Origin of the sequence: Neoroseomonas alkaliterrae, assembly GCF_014199195.1 — a bacterium.
Classification (GTDB): Bacteria; Pseudomonadota; Alphaproteobacteria; order Acetobacterales; family Acetobacteraceae; genus Neoroseomonas; species Neoroseomonas alkaliterrae.
This window is the reverse complement of record NZ_JACIJE010000011.1, coordinates 52,973-71,184: the sequence shown is the minus strand read 5'-3', so window position 1 is coordinate 71,184 and position 18,212 is coordinate 52,973. Positions and strand designations below refer to the sequence as shown.

The 18,212-nt window shown below is 73.5% G+C and carries 13 protein-coding genes; 8 read left to right on the top strand and 5 right to left on the bottom strand.

The annotated features are described in order from the left end of the window. Nucleotides 1–68 precede the first annotated feature (68 nt). Nucleotides 69–1,712, bottom strand: a complete 1,644-nt coding sequence (locus FHS88_RS17190; RefSeq protein WP_184486708.1) for a hydantoinase B/oxoprolinase family protein — start codon at nucleotides 1,710–1,712, stop codon at nucleotides 69–71. A gap of 93 nt (nucleotides 1,713–1,805) precedes the next feature. Between FHS88_RS17190 and FHS88_RS17185 the strand changes: the two genes are divergently transcribed. The 6 genes from FHS88_RS17185 (at nucleotide 1,806) to FHS88_RS17160 (ending at nucleotide 7,149) form a co-directional block, all read left to right on the top strand. Beyond that, nucleotides 1,806–2,744 carry an SMP-30/gluconolactonase/LRE family protein gene (locus FHS88_RS17185; protein ID WP_184486707.1) on the top strand — a complete coding sequence of 313 codons (939 nt, stop codon included), beginning with the start codon at nucleotides 1,806–1,808 and terminating at the stop codon, nucleotides 2,742–2,744. 63 nt (nucleotides 2,745–2,807) lie between these two features. Then, on the top strand, nucleotides 2,808–3,938 hold the full coding sequence (locus FHS88_RS17180) for an ABC transporter substrate-binding protein (RefSeq protein WP_184486706.1): 1,131 nt from the start codon (nucleotides 2,808–2,810) through the stop codon (nucleotides 3,936–3,938). A gap of 4 nt (nucleotides 3,939–3,942) precedes the next feature. After that, the gene (locus tag FHS88_RS17175; protein ID WP_184486705.1) at nucleotides 3,943–4,812 is read left to right on the top strand and encodes an ABC transporter permease subunit; all 870 of its coding nucleotides are present in this window, start codon (nucleotides 3,943–3,945) and stop codon (nucleotides 4,810–4,812) included. After that, nucleotides 4,809–5,684 (top strand): branched-chain amino acid ABC transporter permease, encoded by an 876-nt coding sequence (locus FHS88_RS17170; protein ID WP_184486704.1) that lies wholly within the window; start codon nucleotides 4,809–4,811, stop codon nucleotides 5,682–5,684. Before FHS88_RS17175 ends, FHS88_RS17170 begins: the two co-directional genes overlap by 4 nt. Next, nucleotides 5,681–6,439, top strand: coding sequence for an ABC transporter ATP-binding protein (locus FHS88_RS17165; protein WP_184486703.1), 759 nt, complete (start codon nucleotides 5,681–5,683; stop codon nucleotides 6,437–6,439). The genes FHS88_RS17170 and FHS88_RS17165 overlap by 4 nt, the downstream gene beginning before the upstream one ends. After that, entirely contained in the window at nucleotides 6,436–7,149 is a 714-nt protein-coding gene (locus FHS88_RS17160; protein WP_184486702.1) for an ABC transporter ATP-binding protein, read from the top strand. Before FHS88_RS17165 ends, FHS88_RS17160 begins: the two co-directional genes overlap by 4 nt. Nucleotides 7,150–7,223: 74 nt before the next feature. Here the strand turns inward: FHS88_RS17160 and FHS88_RS17155 are convergent, their stop codons facing one another. The 3 genes from FHS88_RS17155 to FHS88_RS17145 form a co-directional block, all read right to left on the bottom strand. Beyond that, nucleotides 7,224–8,609, bottom strand: a complete 1,386-nt coding sequence (locus FHS88_RS17155; RefSeq protein WP_184486701.1) for an MDR family MFS transporter — start codon at nucleotides 8,607–8,609, stop codon at nucleotides 7,224–7,226. A gap of 100 nt (nucleotides 8,610–8,709) precedes the next feature. Then, nucleotides 8,710–9,702, bottom strand: a complete 993-nt coding sequence (locus FHS88_RS17150; RefSeq protein ID WP_184486700.1) for an NADPH:quinone oxidoreductase family protein — start codon at nucleotides 9,700–9,702, stop codon at nucleotides 8,710–8,712. A 6-nt stretch (nucleotides 9,703–9,708) separates the two neighbouring features. Then, on the bottom strand, nucleotides 9,709–10,587 hold the full coding sequence (locus FHS88_RS17145; protein WP_184486699.1) for a tripartite tricarboxylate transporter substrate-binding protein: 879 nt from the start codon (nucleotides 10,585–10,587) through the stop codon (nucleotides 9,709–9,711). Between the two features lie 147 nt (nucleotides 10,588–10,734). Here FHS88_RS17145 and FHS88_RS17140 point away from each other — a divergent pair, with 147 nt between their 5' ends. Then, entirely contained in the window at nucleotides 10,735–11,850 is a 1,116-nt protein-coding gene (locus FHS88_RS17140) for a CaiB/BaiF CoA transferase family protein (protein ID WP_184486698.1), read from the top strand. Between the two features lie 19 nt (nucleotides 11,851–11,869). Here FHS88_RS17140 and FHS88_RS17135 read toward each other — a convergent pair whose 3' ends face one another. Beyond that, complete coding sequence (locus FHS88_RS17135; protein WP_184486697.1) at nucleotides 11,870–12,844, bottom strand: Bug family tripartite tricarboxylate transporter substrate binding protein; 975 nt, start codon at nucleotides 12,842–12,844, stop codon at nucleotides 11,870–11,872. A 170-nt stretch (nucleotides 12,845–13,014) separates the two neighbouring features. Between FHS88_RS17135 and FHS88_RS17130 the strand changes: the two genes are divergently transcribed. Further along, nucleotides 13,015–18,117 carry an alpha-2-macroglobulin family protein gene (locus FHS88_RS17130; RefSeq protein WP_184486696.1) on the top strand — a complete coding sequence of 1,701 codons (5,103 nt, stop codon included), beginning with the start codon at nucleotides 13,015–13,017 and terminating at the stop codon, nucleotides 18,115–18,117. Nucleotides 18,118–18,212: the final 95 nt, after the last annotated feature.

The window sequence follows — 18,212 nt, the reverse complement described above, 5'->3', positions numbered from 1 at the left end:
TGCCTGGATGAGCCAAAGCGAAGGCGGGTTGGCGAGGATGTCTCTCGCCACGGGCGGCATCGACGCCATCACAGCAGGCCCTCCGCTTCGTCGCGCGCGCGCGCCGCCGGGTCGCGCCCCTCGGGCGGCCCCCAGCCGCCGCCGCCGCCCGCGCGCACATGCAGCACATCCCCCGGCGCGAGCGGGATCCCGACCTCCTTCGTGCGAAGGACGCGCTCGGTCCCGTCCGCGCGTTCCAGCGTGTAGTGGTGCGGCGCCGCGTCGCGCCCGCCGAGCATCCCCGCCGCGCCGTAGCGCACGCCATCGCCCGCCGTGTTCGCCACCGCCGGCCCCTCGGTCTCGAGCCGCATCACCAGCTCGCCGCCGAGCCCGCCGCGGAAGGTGCCGTCCCCGGCGCTGCCCGGGCGGAACTCGTGCTTCGCGAAGAAGAGGGGAAAGCGCGCCTCGGCCATCTCGACGCTGCCGAACTTCAGACCCCCGGCCGAATGCCATTCGCCCGCGGTGGACCAGCCATCGCCCTGCGAGGAGGCGCCGCCGCCCGGCCGGGCATGGAACATGTGCCAGACGAAGTCGCGCCCCGGCCGGCGCGGATCGCGCCCCTTGATGGCGACGCGGTAGCGCCGCCCCCAGCCGCCCATGGCGCGGTCAGGGCAGGCGTTGGCGAGCGCCTTGACCACCGCCTCCACGATCTCGTTGGAGCAGTGGGAGGTGCACATCGTCACCGGCGCGCCCTCGCGCGGCAGCACGATGGTGCCTTCCTTGGCGAGGATCTCGATCGGGCGGAAGCAGCCGTCGTTCTTCGCCACATCCGGGTCGAGCAGGAAGGCGATCGCCATGCGCACCGCGCTCGCGGTGTTGGGCCAGGAGGAATTGAGGAAGGATGGAACCTGCGGGTCGCTTTCGGTCAGGTCAACGGTGATCGAATCGCCGCGCTTGGCCACGCGCGCGCGGATCGCGATGTCCTCGCGGCCGAAGCCGTCGTCGTCGAGGAAGGCCTCGCCCCGCCATTCGCCGTCGGCCCAGGAGGCGATGATGCGCCGGGCATGCGCCTCCGACAGCGCGAGGATGGCGGCGATGGCCGCTTCCGTCTCCACGGCGCCATGCCTGTCGAGCACCGCGAGCAGGCGCTTCTCCCCCAGATGCGCCGCGCCGATCATCGCCATCAGGTCGCCGCGCACCTCGCGCGGCAGGCGGGTGTTGGTGACGATCATGCGCACGAGGTCGGCCCGCGGCTCGCGCCCCTGGCCGAGCAGGATCGGCGGCAGCCGCAGCCCCTCCTGGAAGATCTCGGTCGCGGCGGGGTTGTAGGCGCCGTGCGTGCCGCCGCCGATGTCGGTGTGGTGCGCCCGCACCACCGAGAAGAAGATGAGCCGCCCGGCCGCGAAGACCGGCACCACGATGGTCAGGTCCGGCAGGTGCGAGCCGCCGTGATAGGGGTCGTTCAGCAGGTAGATGTCGCCCTCGGCGATGGCGTCGCCGAAGGCCTCCAGCACCGCCTGCACCGCGAAGGGCATGGCGCCGACATGGACCGGGATGTGGTCGGCCTGCGCGACGAGCCGCGCCTGCCCGTCGCAGAGCGCGATCGAGAAGTCGCGGGACGAGTTCAGGATCTGGGAATAGGCGGTGCGCAGCATCGCCTCCCCCATTTCCTCGACGATGGCGCGGAAGCGGTTGTCGAGGACCGAGAGCGTGACGGGATCGGGCGCGGACATGCGCGCAACGCTCCGGCGCGGCGTGGCCGCCGTCAAGACTTCGCAGCCGGCGCGCGCCGCGCCATCATCGGCGCAACGAGGGAAGGAAGCGCCATGACCGTCACCGTCGAGAACCCTGACCTGCGCATCGTCGCCGAGGGGCTGCGCTTTCCCGAAGGCCCGGTCGCGATGCCGGACGGCTCGGTGGCGCTGGTCGAGATCGAGGCCCGGCGCATCACCCGCGTCGCGGCGAATGGCGCGAAGACCACCATCGCCACGGTCGGCGGCGCGCCGAACGGCCTGGCGCTCGGGCCGGGCGGGATGCTCTATGTCTGCAACAATGGCGGCTTCTCCTGGCATGAAGAGCCGGGGATGCTGCGCCCCACCGGCCAGTCCCCCGATTATTCCGGCGGCCGCATCGAGCGCGTGGACCCCGCCACAGGCGCCGTCGAGACGCTGATCCGCGCCGTGGACGGCCGCCCCCTGCGCGGCCCCAACGACCTGATGTTCGACGGCCGGGGCGGCTTCTGGTTCAGCGACCTCGGCAAGGTGCGCGCGCGCGACCGCGACCATGGCGGCGCCTACTGGGCGGCCGAGGACGGATCGAAGGTCATCGAGGCCGCCTTCCCCATCTTCGGCGGCGCCAACGGCATCGGCATCAGCCCGGACGGCAAGACGCTGTATGTGGCGGAGACCGAGACCGGCCGTCTCTGGGCCTGGGACATCGAAGGCCCGGGCAGGCTGAAGAAGGAACCCTGGCCGTCGAGCAATGGCGGGCGCGTGCTCTGCCAGTTCCCCGGCTATCGCCGCCTCGACAGCCTGGCGATCGCGGCCTCCGGCAACATCATCGTCGCGACGCTGGTGAGCGGGGAGATCACCACCGTCTCCCCCGCCGGGGAGATCCTGCGCGTGGTGAAGATGCCCGAACGCATGCCGACGAACATCTGCTTCGGCGGCCCGGATATGCGCACCGCCTACATCACGCTGTCCACCAGCGGGAAGCTCGCGGCGATGCAGTGGGACGAGCCGGGATTCCGCCTGCCGCACGGTTGACAGGCGCGCGGCGCAGGCGGACGCTGCGTCGCAACAAGCAAGACCGCCTGAGGGAGTAACGCCATGTTCGGTCCGCTGATCGCGCGCCGCGCCCTGCTCGGCACGGCGCTCGCCGCACCCTTCATCCGCCCGTCCTTCGCGCAGGGCTCCGACCCCTACGTGATCGGCACGCTCTTTCCCATGAGCGGGCCGAATGCCGAATACGGCAAGCTGTTCACCGACGGCGTGCAGCTCGCGATCGACCACATGCGCGCGGAGAACCTGCTGCGCCGCCCGGTGCGCGTGCAGTCGGAGGACAGCCAGGCGCTGCCGCAGCAGGCCGTGATCGGCATGACCAAGCTGATCAACGTGGACCGCGCATCCTGGGTGCTCACCGGCTTCACATCCGTCTCCAAGGCTGTGGCCCCGGTCGCGGACCGCGCCCGGACCATCACCGTGAACGGAGGGGCGGTCGGCCCCGACCTCGAACGCCTCTCGCCGTATTTCTGGAACGTCATCCCGCTCGCGCACCTCGAGACGCGAGCGATCTTCCCCTTCCTGATCCGCCGCGACCTCAAGCGCGTGGCCCTGATCTACGTGGACGACCCGTTCGGCGACGCGATCCTGCAGCTCATGCAGCGCGAGTTTCCCGCCGCCGGCGGCACGGTGGCGGGTGTTTTCTCCATTCCCCGCGCGCAGCAGAACTTCGGCGCGGTCGCCGCGCGGGTCCGTCAGGCGCGGCCGGACGCGGTCTACATCGCCTCCTTCGGGGCGCAGCAGCCCCAGATCATCAAGGGCCTCAGGGACAACGGCGTGCGCCAGCCGCTGATCTCCTACTCCGGCATCAATATCGGCTCCGTCCTCTCCCTGCCCGAGGCCGAGGGGCTGATCTTCACCAGCCAGAAGTTCGACTTCTCGGCGGGCGACGCGCTGACGCGCCGCTTCGCCGCCGACTTCCGGGCGCGGCACGGCGCCGATCCGGCCATCTACAACACCAACTACTACAACGGCACGCGCCTCTTCGCGCTGCTGGCGGCCGAGCTGGAACGGGAAAACAAGCCCGTCAACGGCGACACGCTGCGCGAGACGCTGCTGCGCATCCGCGAATTCGACCTCGTCGGCGGCAAGGCGAGCTTCGACGAGCATGGCAGCATGACCGCCGCCATCCAGATCAACGAGATCCGGGGCGGCAGGATGACGCCGATCGCGGGCTGAGCCCGTGCTGCTGCTGCAGCTCTTGCTGCAGGGACTCCAGACCGGGGCCCTGTATGCGCTGACCGCTGCGGGTTTCGCCCTGATCTTCGGCGCCACCCGCATCTTCCACTTCGCGCACGGCACGGCCTTCACGCTCGCCGGCTATGTTTTCCTGTTCGGCTTCACCGGCGGCCTGCCCTGGTGGGCGGCAGCCCTGTGCGGGATCGCGGTGGCGACGCTGTTCGGCATCGCCATGGAACGCCTCGTCTATCGCCCTATCCAGCGGCACGAAGGCTCCTTCTTCACCGTCTTCGTCGCCGCGTTCGGCGTCGCGGTGGTGGTGCAGAATCTCATCGGCATGCTCGCCGGGCGAGGCTTCGCCTCGGTGGACACAGAACTCTCCCGCGCCAGCGAAGTGCTGCCCGAGGTCTTCCTCGCCCCGGTCTTCTGGATCGCGATCGGGGTGGCCGTGGCGCTGTTCGCGGCGCTGTCGGCGTTCCTCACCCGGCACCCGGCGGGCGTGGCGCTGCGTGCCCTCGCGCAGAATCCGGACCTGATCCGCACCTACGGCCTGTCCTCCAACCGGCTCTCGGTGCTTGCCTTCGCGCTCGGCTCGGCGCTGGCCGCACCGGCGGCGATCCTGACGGCCATGACCTCGGGGCTGAACGAGGCGATCGGCCACCATGCCATGCTGATCTCGATTGCGGCGACGATCGTCGGCGGTGTCGGCTCGCTGCGCGGCGCGGCGCTGGCCGGGCTGATGCTCGGCGTCGCGGAAAGCCTGGCGCTCGCGGTGGTGGACACCCAGTGGGCAGAAGGCGTCTCCTTCTTCGTCCTTTTTGCCTTCATCATCTTCCGCCCCTCGGGCATCTTCGGCGTGGTGCAGACGCGATGATCGCCTATCTCATGAATCTCGCGACGATCGTCGCGATCTTCGGCATCCTCGCCGCCACCCTGAACTTCATCATCGGCTTCGCGGGCATCTTCTCGGTGGCCCATGCGGTGTTCTTCGGCCTCGGCGCCTATGCCGGGGCGCAGGTGGCGCTGCTGCTCGTCCCCGACGCCCTGCTCGCCTGCCTCGTCGGCGCCGCCATCGCGGGCGGGCTGTCGCTCTGCCTCGCCCTGCCGGCGCTGCGCGTGCGTGGGGAGTATTTCGTCGCCGCCTCGCTCGGGCTGCAGATGATGGCCGCGACCCTGTTCGCGGAGGTGAAGCCGCTGACGGGGGGCATCGGCGGCCTGGTCGGCATACCGCGCCCGACGCTACTGGGCGTCCAGATCGGGGTGCTGCCGGTCGCTGTCGCGGCGCTGGCACTCATCCTGTTCCTGACGGCGCGGCTGCAGCGCGGCGCCTTCGGCCGCACGCTGCAGTCGATCCGCGACGCCGAGAGCGCGGCCGAGGCGCTCGGCAAGAACGTCGCCGCGGCCAAGACGCTGGCGGTGGCCTTCGCCTGCGCCGGGGCGGGCATCGCCGGCGCGCTCTTCGCCCTGCACCTCTCCTTCGTGAACGTCGAATCCTTCACCATGGACCAGTCGGTGCTGGTGATGGCGATGGTCATCATCGGCGGCACCGGCACGCTCTGGGGGCCGATCATCGGCGCGGTCATCCTGCTCTCCCTGCCCGCCGGCCTCGCCTTCCTGCCCTTCATCCCGGCCACCGAGGTCGGCGCGGTGCAGCAGATCATCTACGGCCTCGCCATGACGCTGCTGATGATCTTCCGTCCCGCCGGCCTGGTGGGCGACCTCTCGAAGGGGAGGAGCACGGCATGAGCGAGATCCTGCTGAAATCGGAGAACCTCGCGCGTTCCTTCGGCGGGCTGCAGGCGGTGGCGGGCGTCTCGCTCTCCCTGCCCGCGGGGCAGGTCACCGCGCTGGTCGGGCCGAACGGCGCCGGCAAGACCACCACCTTCAACCTCATCACCGGCAACCTGCGCGCCGATTCCGGCACCGCCTCGATCCGCGGCAAGCCGATCATGGGGCTGAAGCCGTGGCAGGTGGCCCGCCTCGGCGTCGCGCGGTCCTTCCAGGACCTGCGGCTCTTCACCCACATGACCGTGCGGGAGAATGTGCTGGCCGCGACCGAGACGGCGTCCTGGTTCTGGCAGCCGGGCGGCACCCGCGCCCGCGCCCGCCGGCAGGAACGCGCCGAGGCGGCGATGGAGGCCACGGGCCTGACCGCCCTCGCCGATGCGCGCGCGGTCGATCTTGCCTATGCCGAGCGCAAGTTCCTCTCCATGGCGCGCATCCTCGCCGCCGAGGCCGACATCTGGCTGCTCGACGAGCCGGCCTCGGGGCTCGACCTCGCCTCCCGCATCCGCTTCGGGCAGTTGCTCCGGGACGCGCAGGCGCGCGGCGTCGCCATCTGCCTGATCGAGCACAACCTCGACGTGGTGGTGGAACTGTCCAACCGCATCGCGTTCCTCGACCAGGGCAAGGTGCTGGCGGAAGGTGACCCCGAGACGATCCTCCGCGACCCCGCACTCGCCGCCATCTACTTCGGCGACCGGCCGCAGGAGGCCGCATGACCGACTACGCCATCCAGGCCCTGGGCCTGTCCGCCGGCTATGGCGGGCGGGAAGTGCTGCAGGACGTCTCGCTGAGCCTGAAGTCCCGCGAGATCCTCTGCCTCATCGGCCACAACGGCGCGGGCAAGTCCACGCTGCTGCGCGTGCTGTTCGGGCTGCACCGGCCCTCCGCCGGGACCATGCGCATCTTCGGGCAGACGCCGGCGAACCATACGCCGGCCGCGCTCGGCGGCCTCGGCGTCGCGCTCGTGCCGGAAGGCCGCGGCGTCTTCCCCGACCTGACGGTGGAGGAGATCTTCGGCCTCGCCCTCTGGTCCGCCAGCGTGCCGAAGGGCGAGCAGCGCGAACGCATTGAGGAAGTGCTCGAGGTTCTGCCGCGGATCAGGGAGTTCCGCACGCGGCGCGCGGGCACGCTCTCGGGCGGGCAGCAGCAGATGGTCTCGATCGGCCGCGCGCTGCTGACCCGGCCCAAGGTGCTGCTGCTGGACGAGCCCTCCATCGGCCTCGCGCCGAAACTCTTCCAGGATCTGATCCGGCCGATCGCGGCGCTGCGGGAATCGCGCGGCATGTCGATCCTGCTCGTCGAGCAGAACGTGCGCGAAGCCTTCGCCGTCTCCGACCGCGTGCTGGTCATGCGATCGGGCCAGTTCATCTTCGAAGGGGCGCCGGGCGAACTCGACGACCACACGCGCCTGATGGAACTGTTCTGACGCGGCACGCGGAGAGGGGCACCGCCCCTCTCCACACCTCACCCCGCAAAGGGTCGAAAGGCCCTTTGAACCCATCATCCGCGATGGCCCGAAACCTCGGCGCCGGCATCGGCCGGCAGGCGGGCGTGCAGCGGCACGGCCAGCACCACCACCAGCGCGGCCACCACGAAGCCGAGCGAGAAATCCACCGGCAGCAGCGCATCCCGGCCCGCCAGCGCCTGCGACACCTCGAGCGTCGCGGTGGCCAGCACCACGCCGAGCGCGGGCGAGAGCTGCTGCAGCGTGCCGTAGAGCGCCGTCGCGCGCGACATGCGCTCGGGCGGCACGTCGGCGAAGGCGAGCGTGTTCAGCGCGGTGAACTGCAGGCTGCGCGCAAGCCCGCCCGCGGCCAGCAGCAGGAAGATCGCCGCCGCCGGCCAGGCGGGCGTCACCAGCGCCAGCGCCGCCACGCCGGCCGCCGCCAGCACGCCATTGGCCATGAGCGCCGTGCGGAAACCCGTGCGCCTGAGCAGCGGCCGCACCAGCGGCTTCATCGCGAAGGCGCCGAGCGCGGTGGCGAAGGAGACGAAGCCGCTCTGCGTCGCGCTCATCCCGAAGCCGATCTGCAGCATCAGCGGGATCAGGAAGGGCACGGCCCCCGCGCCGGTGCGGAACAGGCTGCCCGCGACCGCCGGGTCGCGGAAGGTGGCGATGCGGAACAGCCCGAGATCCACCGCGGGCGACGGCGCCCGCCGGCAATGGCGGATCGCGAGCCAGCCCATCGCGCCGCCGCAGACGAGCCCGCTCCAGGACATCCAGCCCGGCACCACGTGCCGCCCCACCGTCTCGAGGCCGAACATGAGCAGCGCCAGCGCCCCGCCGGTCAGCGCGAGGCCCACCACATCCGGCGGGCCCGGCCGCGCCGGCGGTACATGCGGGATCCTCCAGGCCACCAGGACGAGGCCGACCAGCCCGATCGGCACGTTGATCCAGAACACCGCGCGCCAGGAGAAGAGGTCCGTCAGCACGCCGCCCAGCGGCGGGCCGGTCACGGGGCCGAGCAGCGCCGGCATGGTCAGCCAGGCCATGGCCGAGAGCATGTCCTTCTTCGGCACCTCCCGCAGCAGGAGCAGCCGGCCGACCGGGACCATCATCGCCCCGCCCACGCCCTGCAGAACGCGGAATGCGACGAGTTCCCCGAGCCCCTGCGCCCGGCCGCACAGGATGGAGGAGGCGACGAAGACCAGGATCGCCAGCATGAAGACGCGCTTCGCGCCGAAGCGGTCGGCGATCCAGGCCGAGAAGGGGATGAAGACGGTCAGCGCCACCAGGTAGGAGGTGATCGCCGCGCCGAGCCGCGCCGGGTCCTCGTTCAGGTCGCGCGCCATCGCCGGCAGGGCCGTCGCCAGCACCGCGCTGTCGAGATTCTGCATGAACAGCGCGGAGGCGACGATCAGCGCGACGCCGCGATGGTCCTTCATGCGGCGCGGGCGGGCGGCGGCGACGTCTCCCCGCCCTCGGCCGCTTCCGGGATCCGGCGCGCGCCAGGAGAACCGTTGCCGCGCGCTGCGCCGCCACCCATCACGGCCGCAGCACCACCCGCCCGGCGCTGCGCCGCTCCCGCACCTCAGCCATGGCCTCGCGGAACCGCTCCAGCGGGAAGGCGGCATGCACCTCGGGCCGCAGCGCGCCGGCCTGCCACCACGCCATGAGCTGCGCCCAGAGCGCCCGCGCGCGCGGCGCGTGCAGGCGGCGCGCATCGCCCGGCGACCACCCGACATAGGTGCCCCAGTTCACCCCCGCGACGGCGATGTTCTTGAGCAGCAGGATGTTGGCCGCGACCGTCGGGATGCCGCCGCCCGCGAATCCCACCACCACCAGCGTGCCGCCATCGCCGAGGCAGCGCAGGGACTCGTCGAAGGCATCGCCGCCGATCGTGTCGAGCACGCAGGCGACACCCTGCCCGCCCGTCGCCTCGCGCACCGCGTCCCGGAAGGGCTCGGCGCTGTCGAGCACGACATCCGCTCGGCGCGCGCGCAGCAGCCCGTGCTTGGCGGCGCCGGCGCGCGCGATGACGCGGCAGCCCACGGCCTTCGCGATCTCCACCCCCGCCAGCCCGACGCCGCCCGCCGCGCCATGCACCAGCACCCAGTCGCCCGGCGCGATCCGCCCGCGCCACAACAGGCCGGCCCCGGCGGTCGGGTAGGAGATGGGGAAGGCCACCGCCGCCTCGGCCGGCAGGCCTTCCGGGATCGCCACCACATGGATGTCGTCGGCGATCGCCTCCTCGGCATAGCCGCCCCAGTCGAGCACGGCGAAGACGCGCGTGCCGGCCGGCGGCGCCTCGGCATCCGGCGCGGCCTCGATCACGGTGCCGACGATCTCGGTTCCCGGCACGAAGGGCAGCGGCGGCTTGCGCTGGTACTTGCCCGCGACGACGAGTTGCGTCGCGAAGGAGACGCCGGCGGCCTCGACACGGATGCGCACCCCGCGCGGCCGCATCGGGGGCGGCGGGATGTCCTTCACCTCCAGCGCATCGAAGTCGCGCCAGGATTCGCACAGGATCGCGCGCATGCCGCCTCAGTTCATGGTGATGTTGGCGCGGCGCACGATGGCGCCGAACTTCTCGGACTCGCTGCGGCAGAAGGCGTCGAAGGCGGCCGGCGTGTCCGCCACCGGATCGGCGCCGAGCGTGGCGAGCCGCGCCTTCACCTCCCCGTCCTGCACCGCCACCGCGATGGCGCGCTGCATCCGCTCGGCGATCGCCGCGGGCAGGCGCGCCGGCCCCCAGAAGCCGTACCAGGTGGAGATGACGAGATCCGGGAAGCCGGCCTCCGCGCTGGTGGGCAGGTCGGGATGGACGGCGATGCGCCGCGCGTTCAGCGCCGCGATCGGCCGCAGCATCCCCTCCCGCACGGCGGAGGCGCCGGCCGGCACGCTGTCGAACATCACCTGCACATTGCCCGCGATCAGATCCTGGATCGCCGGTCCCGCGCCGCGATAGGGCACGTGCACCATGTCCACGCCGGCGAGCATCTTGAACATCTCGCCCGCCAGGTGCTGCGCGCCGCCGATCGAGGAGGAGGCGTAGCTCACCCGCCCCGGATTGGCCTTCGCGTGCTCGGCGAGTTCGCGCAGCGAGCGCACCGGCAGGCGCGGGTTCACCAGCGCGATCAGCGGCACCATCGCCATGTTGGTGATGGGCGTGAAGTCGTTGAGTGCGTCGTAGGGCAGGTTGCGGTTGAGGTGGGGGATGATGACATGCGCCGAGGCGTTGACCAGCAGCACCTGCCCGTCCGGCGCCGCCCGCGCGACCTCCGCCGAGCCGATGGTGCCCGAGGCGCCGGCCTTGTTCTCGATGACCAGCGGCTGGCCGAGTTCGCGCTGCGCGCGCTGCGCGACCACGCGCCCCACGAGGTCGGTCGGCCCGCCGGGCGGGTAGGGGACGATGCAGCGCACCGGGCGGCTCGGCCAGTCCTGCGCCAGCGCGGGTGCCGCGAGCGGCGCGAGGCTCGCCGCCAGCGCGGCGTGTGATGGTCATGGCGTCCCCTTCCCTTCCTCGGCCTTCGCGTCAGGATAGGCGCGGAACGCGCAGGAGGGAACGTGATGGACGAGGCGATGCGCCCCTACCGGGGCATCAGGGTGCTCGATGCGGGCCAGGGCATCGCGGGGCCCTATTGCGGGATGATGCTCGCCGCCTGCGGCGCCGATGTCATCAAGCTCGAACCGGCGGAGGGCGACTGGTCACGCGGCCTCGGCACCGCGAAGGACGGCGTCTCGGTGATGACGGTCTGCTTCAACCGCGGCAAGCGCAGCGTCGTGCTCGACCTGAAGTCGGAAGAAGGCAGGCGCGCCGCCGCGAAGCTCGCCGCGAGCGCCGACGTGCTGATCGAGGCCTTCCGCCCCGGCGTCGCCGCGCGCATCGGCCTCGGGCCCGAGAACGCCAAGGCCGACGCGGTCTGCCTCTCGATCTCGGGCTTCGGCCAGACCGGCCCCTATGCCGAGCGCCCCTGCACCGATTCCGTCGCCCAGGCCTTCTCCGGCATGGTCGCGCTGAACGAGGGCGCGGACGGCGTGCCGCACAAGGTCGGCGCCTTCATCTCGGACATGGCCACCGGCATCTACGCCTTCTCGGCGGTGCAGGTGGCGCTCGCCGCGCGCGCGCAGGATGCCGCGCCGCGACGCCGCGTCATCGACATGTCGCTGATGGCCGCGACGTCCAACCTGCTCACGCACCAGATCGCGGAATGGGGCTTCCAGGGCGGCGTGGCGGCCGCGCCCAACGTGCCGGCCGGCGCCTACCGGGCCGCGGACGGCGCCTGGGTGATGGTGACGCTGGTGCGCGAGGCCGAATGGCTCGCCATCTGCGACGTGCTCGGCATACCCGAGGCGAAGGCCGATCCGCGCTTCGCCGACTTCAAGGCGCGCTGGACGAACCGCGAGGCGCTCTACGCCATCATCCGCGCCGCCTTCGCGACGCGCCCTTCGGGCGAATGGATCGCCCGCCTGCAGGGGGCGCGGCTGCTTGCCGACCGCGTGAACACGCCGCTCGACTGGCTGGCGAACGAGCATGTCCTCGCCAGCGGCGCGGCAGCCCGCATCGCCCAGCCGCAACTGGGCGAGGTGCCGCTGCCCGCGCTGCCCGGCCTCGGCCACTGGCGCGCCGAGGCGCCCGCGCTTGGCCAGCACACGGCGGAGGTGCTCGCCGAACTCGGCGCGTGAGGCGCGCCGCGCCCCGCCCTCAGGAGGGCGTCACGCCCAGCCGGCGCACCAGCGCGCCGTAGGTCTCGCGTTCGCGGGCGACGCGCGCGGCGAAGGCCTCGCCTTGCTCGAAGAAGGGCGCCATGCCCATCGGCGCCATGCCGCGCGTGGCCTCGGGCGTGGCCAGCGCCTCGCCGGTGGCGCGGGCGAGGCGCTCGATCACCTCGCGCGGCGTGCCGGCCGGCGCGGCGATGCCGTACCAGGGCACGGCGAGCGCGTTGGGGTGGCCGAGCTCGCCGATGGTCGGCAGGTCCGGCAGGTCCGGGTTGCGGCGCTCGGCGAGCGTCGCCAGCGCGCGCAGCCGTCCCTCCTTGATCGCGGGCAGCGCCACCGGATCGAACAGAAGCTGCACGCGCCCGCCGAGCAGGTCGGTCAGCGAGGGCGCCGAGCCGCGATAGGGCACGTGTTCGAGCCGGATGCCGACCGCCTCGGCGAACAGCTCGCCCGAGAGCTGCGTGATCGTGCCCGGTCCGGCCGAGCCGAAGCGCAACTGGCCGGGATGGGCCTTGGCATGGGCGATCAGCCCCGCGACATCGCGGAACGGCACATCCGGATGCGCCGCGATCACGTTGTAGGCGATCGAGGTCATCGCCACCGGCACCAGCGCCGTCGCCGGGTCGAAGGCGAGGCGCATCACGTGCTGGGCGATGGTCATCACCGCCACGGGGAAGACCAGGAAGGTGTGCCCGTCCCGCGCCTGGGCCACCGCCTGCGCGCCGATAGTCCCGCCCGCGCCGGCGCGGTTCTCGATCACGACGGTCTGCCCGAGCGCGCGCCCGAGCGGCTCGGCGATCGGGCGGATGGAGAGATCCGTCGTGCCGCCGGGCGGGTAGGGAACCAGCATCGTCACCGGCCGGTTCGGCCAGGCGCCCTGGCCATTCGCCAGGGCGGGCGCCATCAGCGCGGCGGATGCGCCCAGCAGGCTGCGGCGGCGCAGCCGGGTTGCTCTCGTCATGTCCGTCCTCCCGAGGCCCGTCTGTGGCGCGGGCTGGCTTCGAGACTACGCGCAAAGGGCGGGCGGGGTGAAATGCTTCGGGGGCGCGGGATCGTCATCGCCTCGTCCCGTGCGCGCGGGGCCGCGGCGTGCCATGCTGCCCGCGCACGCCGCCATCCGGAAACGCCCCCATGCGCCTGATCCGCCTGCTGCTGGTCCTCGGCCTCCTTCTGCCCGGCCTCGCCGCGGCGCAGGGCTTCGACCTCCCCGGCCTCGGGCGGGATGCCACGGCGTATCTGCAGGAGATGACGCGCCGTTTCCCCGCCGGCGGCAGCCCGGCCCAGCGCGCCGCGGCCGAGCAGCGGGCGCGCGAGGCCGAGGCGCGGCGCGACTTCGCCGCCGCCGCCGCGGCGCTCGAGGAGCGCATCGGCATGGGGCAGGCGAGCGGCGAGCACTGGCTCGCGCTCGCGCAGGCGCAGCTGAACCGCCAGCCGCCGGACAACCAGCGCGCCCTGCGCGCCGCCTGGCGCGCCTTCCAGCTCGCCCCCTATGGGGAGCCCGAGATCCCGGCGCTGCTCGTCATCGCCGAGGCGCTGCGCCGCCTCGACCGCCCGGTGCAGCAGATCGAGGCGCTGGAGGCCGTCCTCGAACGCCGCGACAGCCCGCAGGACCGCCAGCGCCTGGAAGCCGCGCGCCGCGCCGCGGGGATGCTGGTCCGCCGCGTCGCCACCGAGCCCGAGGCCGAGCCCGCGCGCGCCTGCATTTCCTTCACCAACGCCCCCGCCCGCCGCACCGACTGGGTGCCGGGGGACTGGATCCGCGCCGACCCGCCCATCCCTTCCCTGGCCGTCGAGCGGGAGGGGGACCTGCTCTGCGTCGCCGGCCTGCCCTGGGGGGCGACCACGCGGCTGATCCTGCGCGCCGGCCTGCCCGGCGAGGACCGCCAGAACCTCCGCCAGGACACGCCGGTCGCCATCGCCATGCCGAACCGGGAGGCGCGCATCGCCTTCGACACCCGCGCCTTCATCCTGCCGCGCGGGCAGGAGGCGCGGATCGGCGTCGCCACCGTCAATGTCGAGGCGATGACGATGCGCCTCGTGCGCGTCGCCGAGCGCAACCTCGTGCCCCTGCGCCGCGACTGGACGCCCGGCGAGGCGCTGGAATCCTGGTCGGCCGAGACGATCAGCGAGGAGATGGGCCGCATCCTGTGGGAGGGCCGGGCCGAGGTGCAGCGCGCCGAGCCCAACCGGACCCACCGCTCCATCCTGCCGCTGCCGGACGTGCTGCGCAGCGCCGGGCCCGGCGCCTATCTGCTCGTGCTGCGCAACGCCGATGCGCGCCGCGGCGGAGCGATCTCGGCGCTGCCCTTCTTCGTCTCCGACATCGGGCTGACCGCCTGGCGCGGGGCGGACGGGCTCGCGGTGCAGGCGCGCAGCCTGCAATCGGCCGCGGCCACCGCCGGGCTGCGCGTGATGCTGATGGCGCGCAACAACGACATCCTGGCCGAGGCCCGCACCGACGCCGACGGCCTCGCGCGCTTCCCCGCCGCGCTGCTGCGCGGCACCGGCCCCGTCGCGCCGGTCGCCATCCATGCCGAGACGGCGGACGACCTCGCCGCGCTCTCGCTCGAGGCCGCCTCCTTCGACCTCTCCGACCGTGGCGCCACCGGCCGCCCGCATCCCGGGCCGGTGGACGCCTTCCTCTGGCTCGACCGCGGCATCTACCGCCCCGGCGAGACGGTGAACGCCGCCGCGCTGATCCGCGACGCGGCGGGCCGCCCGCTCGACCTGCCGGTGCGGCTGCGCCTGCGCCGCCCGAACGGCCAGGTGGCGCAGGAGATCGTCCCGCCGCGCCAGGAGGGCGGCGCGCTCTACTGGCCGCTGCGCCTCTCGGCCGGGGCGCCCTTCGGGCAATGGACCATCGAGGCGCTGGCCGACCCCGGCGCGCCGCCCATCGGCCGCGCCAGTTTCCGCGTCGAGGCCTTCCTGCCCGAGCGCCTCGCCGTCGAGGCCGGCCCGGTGCCCGGTCCGCTGGTGCCGGGGCCGCAGGGGCTGCGCGTGCCCGTCACCGCGCGCTTCCTCTATGGCGCGCCGGGCGCGGGCCTCTCCGGCCAGGCCGAGATGCGCCTGCTGACCGACCCCGAGCCCTTCGAGGCCTGGCGCGGCTGGCGCTTCGGCCTCGCGCAGGAGCAGTTCGCCCCGGACCTGCTCACCTTCGAGGTGCCCGAGACAGACGACCAGGGCCGCACCACGCTGACCCTCGCCCTGCCCCAGGCGCCGGACACCACGCGCCCCGTCAAGGGCGAGGTCACCGTCTCGGTCAGCGAACCGGGCGGGCGCGAGACGCGCACACGCTTCACCGTGCCGGTGCGCGCGCGCGGCACGCTCGTCGCCGTCCGCCCCGCCTTCGCCAACGACGCGATCGACGCCGGGGCCGAGGCCGCCTTCGACATCGCCGCCGTCTCGCCCGAGGGTGCCGCCGTGCCCGCCACGCTGCGCCTGCGCCTGGTGCGCGAGAGGCCGAACTGGCGCATCGTCGTGCGCGGCTCGATCGCGCGCTGGGAGACGGTCTGGCGCGACGAGCCGGTGGACGCGCAGGAGATCCGCGTCAGCGCCGGCCAGCCCGCCCGCTTCGCGCGCAGCCTCGGCTTCGGGCGCTACCGGCTGGAGGTGACGGACGCGAACGGCCTCGGCATCACCTCCATCCGCTTCCGCTCCGGCTGGGCCGGGGTGGAGGCGGCCGAGATCCCCGACCGCGTGGATGTCGCGGCCGACCGCCGGGCCTATGCGCCGGGCGAGACGGCGCGGATCCGCATCACGCCCCCCTTCGCCGGCCGCGCCTCCATCGCCGTGCTGACCGACCGGCTGGTCTCGCTGCGCGAGGTCGCGGTGAGCGAGGCCGGCACGGAGGTGGAGGTGCCGGTGGACGCCGCCTGGGGGCCCGGCGCCTATGTCGCCGTCACGGTCTTCCGCCCCGGCGAGGCGCGGCAGGGCCAGCCCGGGCGCGGTCTCGGCCTCGCCTGGCTCGGCCTCGACCCCGCCCCGCGCACCCTCGGCGTCGAGATCGCCGCGCCGCCGCTCGTGCGCCCGCGCCAGCGCATCGAGGTGCCGGTGCGGGTGAGCAATGCCGGCGGGCCGGTGCTGCTCACGCTCGCCGCGGTGGATGAGGGCATCCTGCGCCTGACGAGCTTCGCGAACCCCGATCCGGTCGGGCATTTCCTCGGCCGCCGCCGGCTCGGCGTGGACATCCGCGACGACTACGGCCGCCTCATCGCCCCGGCCGAGGGCGAGCTCGCGCTGCTCCGGCAGGGCGGCGACGAGGATTCGGCGGCGGATTCCCTGCAGCCGCCGCAGCGTCTCGTCTCGCTCTTCTCGGGCGTGGTGCGCGCGGGGCCGGACGGGGTGGCGATGGTGCCGCTCGACATCCCCGACTTCGCCGGCGAGCTGCGCCTGATGGCGGTGGCCTGGGAAGGCACGCGCATCGGCCAGGCGGCGGGCGCGCTCACGGTGCGCGACCAGGTGGTGGCCGAGGCCCTGCTGCCGCGCTTCCTCGCCCCCGGCGACGAGGCGCGCATCTCCGTCCTGCTGCACAACATTGAACTGCCGCAGGGCGAGATCGCGGCGGAACTGACGGCGAGCGGCGGGCTGGCGCTCGCCGGCCCGGCGCGGCTCGCGGCCACGCTCGCCACCGGCGCCCGCGCCCAGCCTTCCGTCACGCTGCGCGCGACCGACGGCGGGGAGGGCGTGCTGCGCCTCGCCGTCACCGGGCCGGGCGGTTTCCGCGTCGAGCGCGAGAGCCGCATCACCATCCGCTCCTCCCGCCCGCGCGTGACCGAGGTGGCGGGGGCGGAGCTGCGCCCGGGGGCGGAGCTGCCGCTCGTCCCGCCGGCCGAGCGCTTCGTCGCGGGCTCGTGGCGCGCCTCCGCCTCCTTCGGCGCGGCGGTGCGCTACGACGTCGCGGGCATGCTGCGCGCGGTGGAGGAGTTCCCGCTCTACTGCCTCGAGCAATCCGCCGCGCGCGCCATCGCGCTCTCGGCCGGCATCGGGGAGGAGGGCGATGCCGAGCGCGCGAGCCGGCTGCAGCGCGCGGTGGATGCCATCCTCGACCGCCAGCGCTTCGACGGCTCCTTCGCCATGTGGAGCGCGAGCGGGGAGAGCCAGCCCTGGCTCACGCCCTTCGCGGTGGAGGCGCTGGTGCGCGCGCGCAATGTCGGGGCGACGGTGCCCGAGGGCGCGCTGCGCGAGGCGCTGCGCTTCCTCGACGAGGCGATCGAGGACGCCGGCGGCGACAGCCCGCAGGACCTCGCCGCCCAGGCCTACCGGCTGCACGCCCTGGCGCTGGCCGGCCAGCCGCGCCTCGGCGCCGCACGCCGGCTGTTCGAGAGCCTGGGCCAGCTGCCCACGCAGATCGCGCGCGCGCAGCTCGCCGCCACCTTCGCGCGCGGGGGCGACACCGCCCGCGCCGAGCGGGCCTTCGCCTCCGCCCTCGGCATGACCGGCCGGCGCTTCTGGCTGTTCGACTACGGCAGCGCGACGCGCGACGCCCTCGTCACCGCGCTGCTGCTGCGCGAATCCGGGCTCGCCCAGGACCGGCTGAACCAGGCGATGAACGTCCTGCCCGGGGCGGAGTTCACGCCGCTGCGCAGCAGCACGCAGGAGCAGGGCTGGGCGGTGCTCGCCGCGCAGGTGCTCGGCCAGGGCGCGCGCAACGCCGCCATCGCGGTGAACGGCTCCGCGCTGCCGGCGCGGCCGGTCGTCTCGGTCCCGCTCGGCGGGCCGGGCACGGCGCGCAACCTCGGCACGGCGCCGGTCTGGCAGTCGGTCTCGATCACCGGCATCCCGCGCCAGGCCCTGCCCGCCGGGCGCGAGGGCTTCCGCGTCACCCGCCGCTTCTTCACCACGGCGGGCGAGGCGCTGAACCTCGACACCCTGCGCCAGAACGACAGCTTCATCCTGCTGCTCGAACTGCGCAGCGAGACCAACGAACGGCACGAGGCGATGCTGTTCCACGGCCTTCCGGCGGGCTGGGAGATCGCCTCCCGCCTGCCCGCGGGCGAGGTGCCCGGCATGCCCTGGCTCGGCACGCTGACCGAGCCGGACAACCAGCCCGCCCTCGACGACCGCTACGCCGCGGCCGTCACGCTCACGCCCCAGCGGCCCTTCGCCCGCCTCGCCGTCCGCATCCGCGCGGTCACGCCGGGCAGCTTCGAACTGCCGGGCGCCGAAGCGCAGGACATGTACCGGCCAGGCATCTTCGCCCGGCAGAACACGGCAAGGATCACGGTGCTGCCGTGAGGCGGGCGCTGCGGTCGCGGATGACGGTGGCGGAGGGGGCCTTGCCCCCTCCCCGAAATGCCCGATCAGGTTCCGGTGTCCAGAGGCCTTTCGGC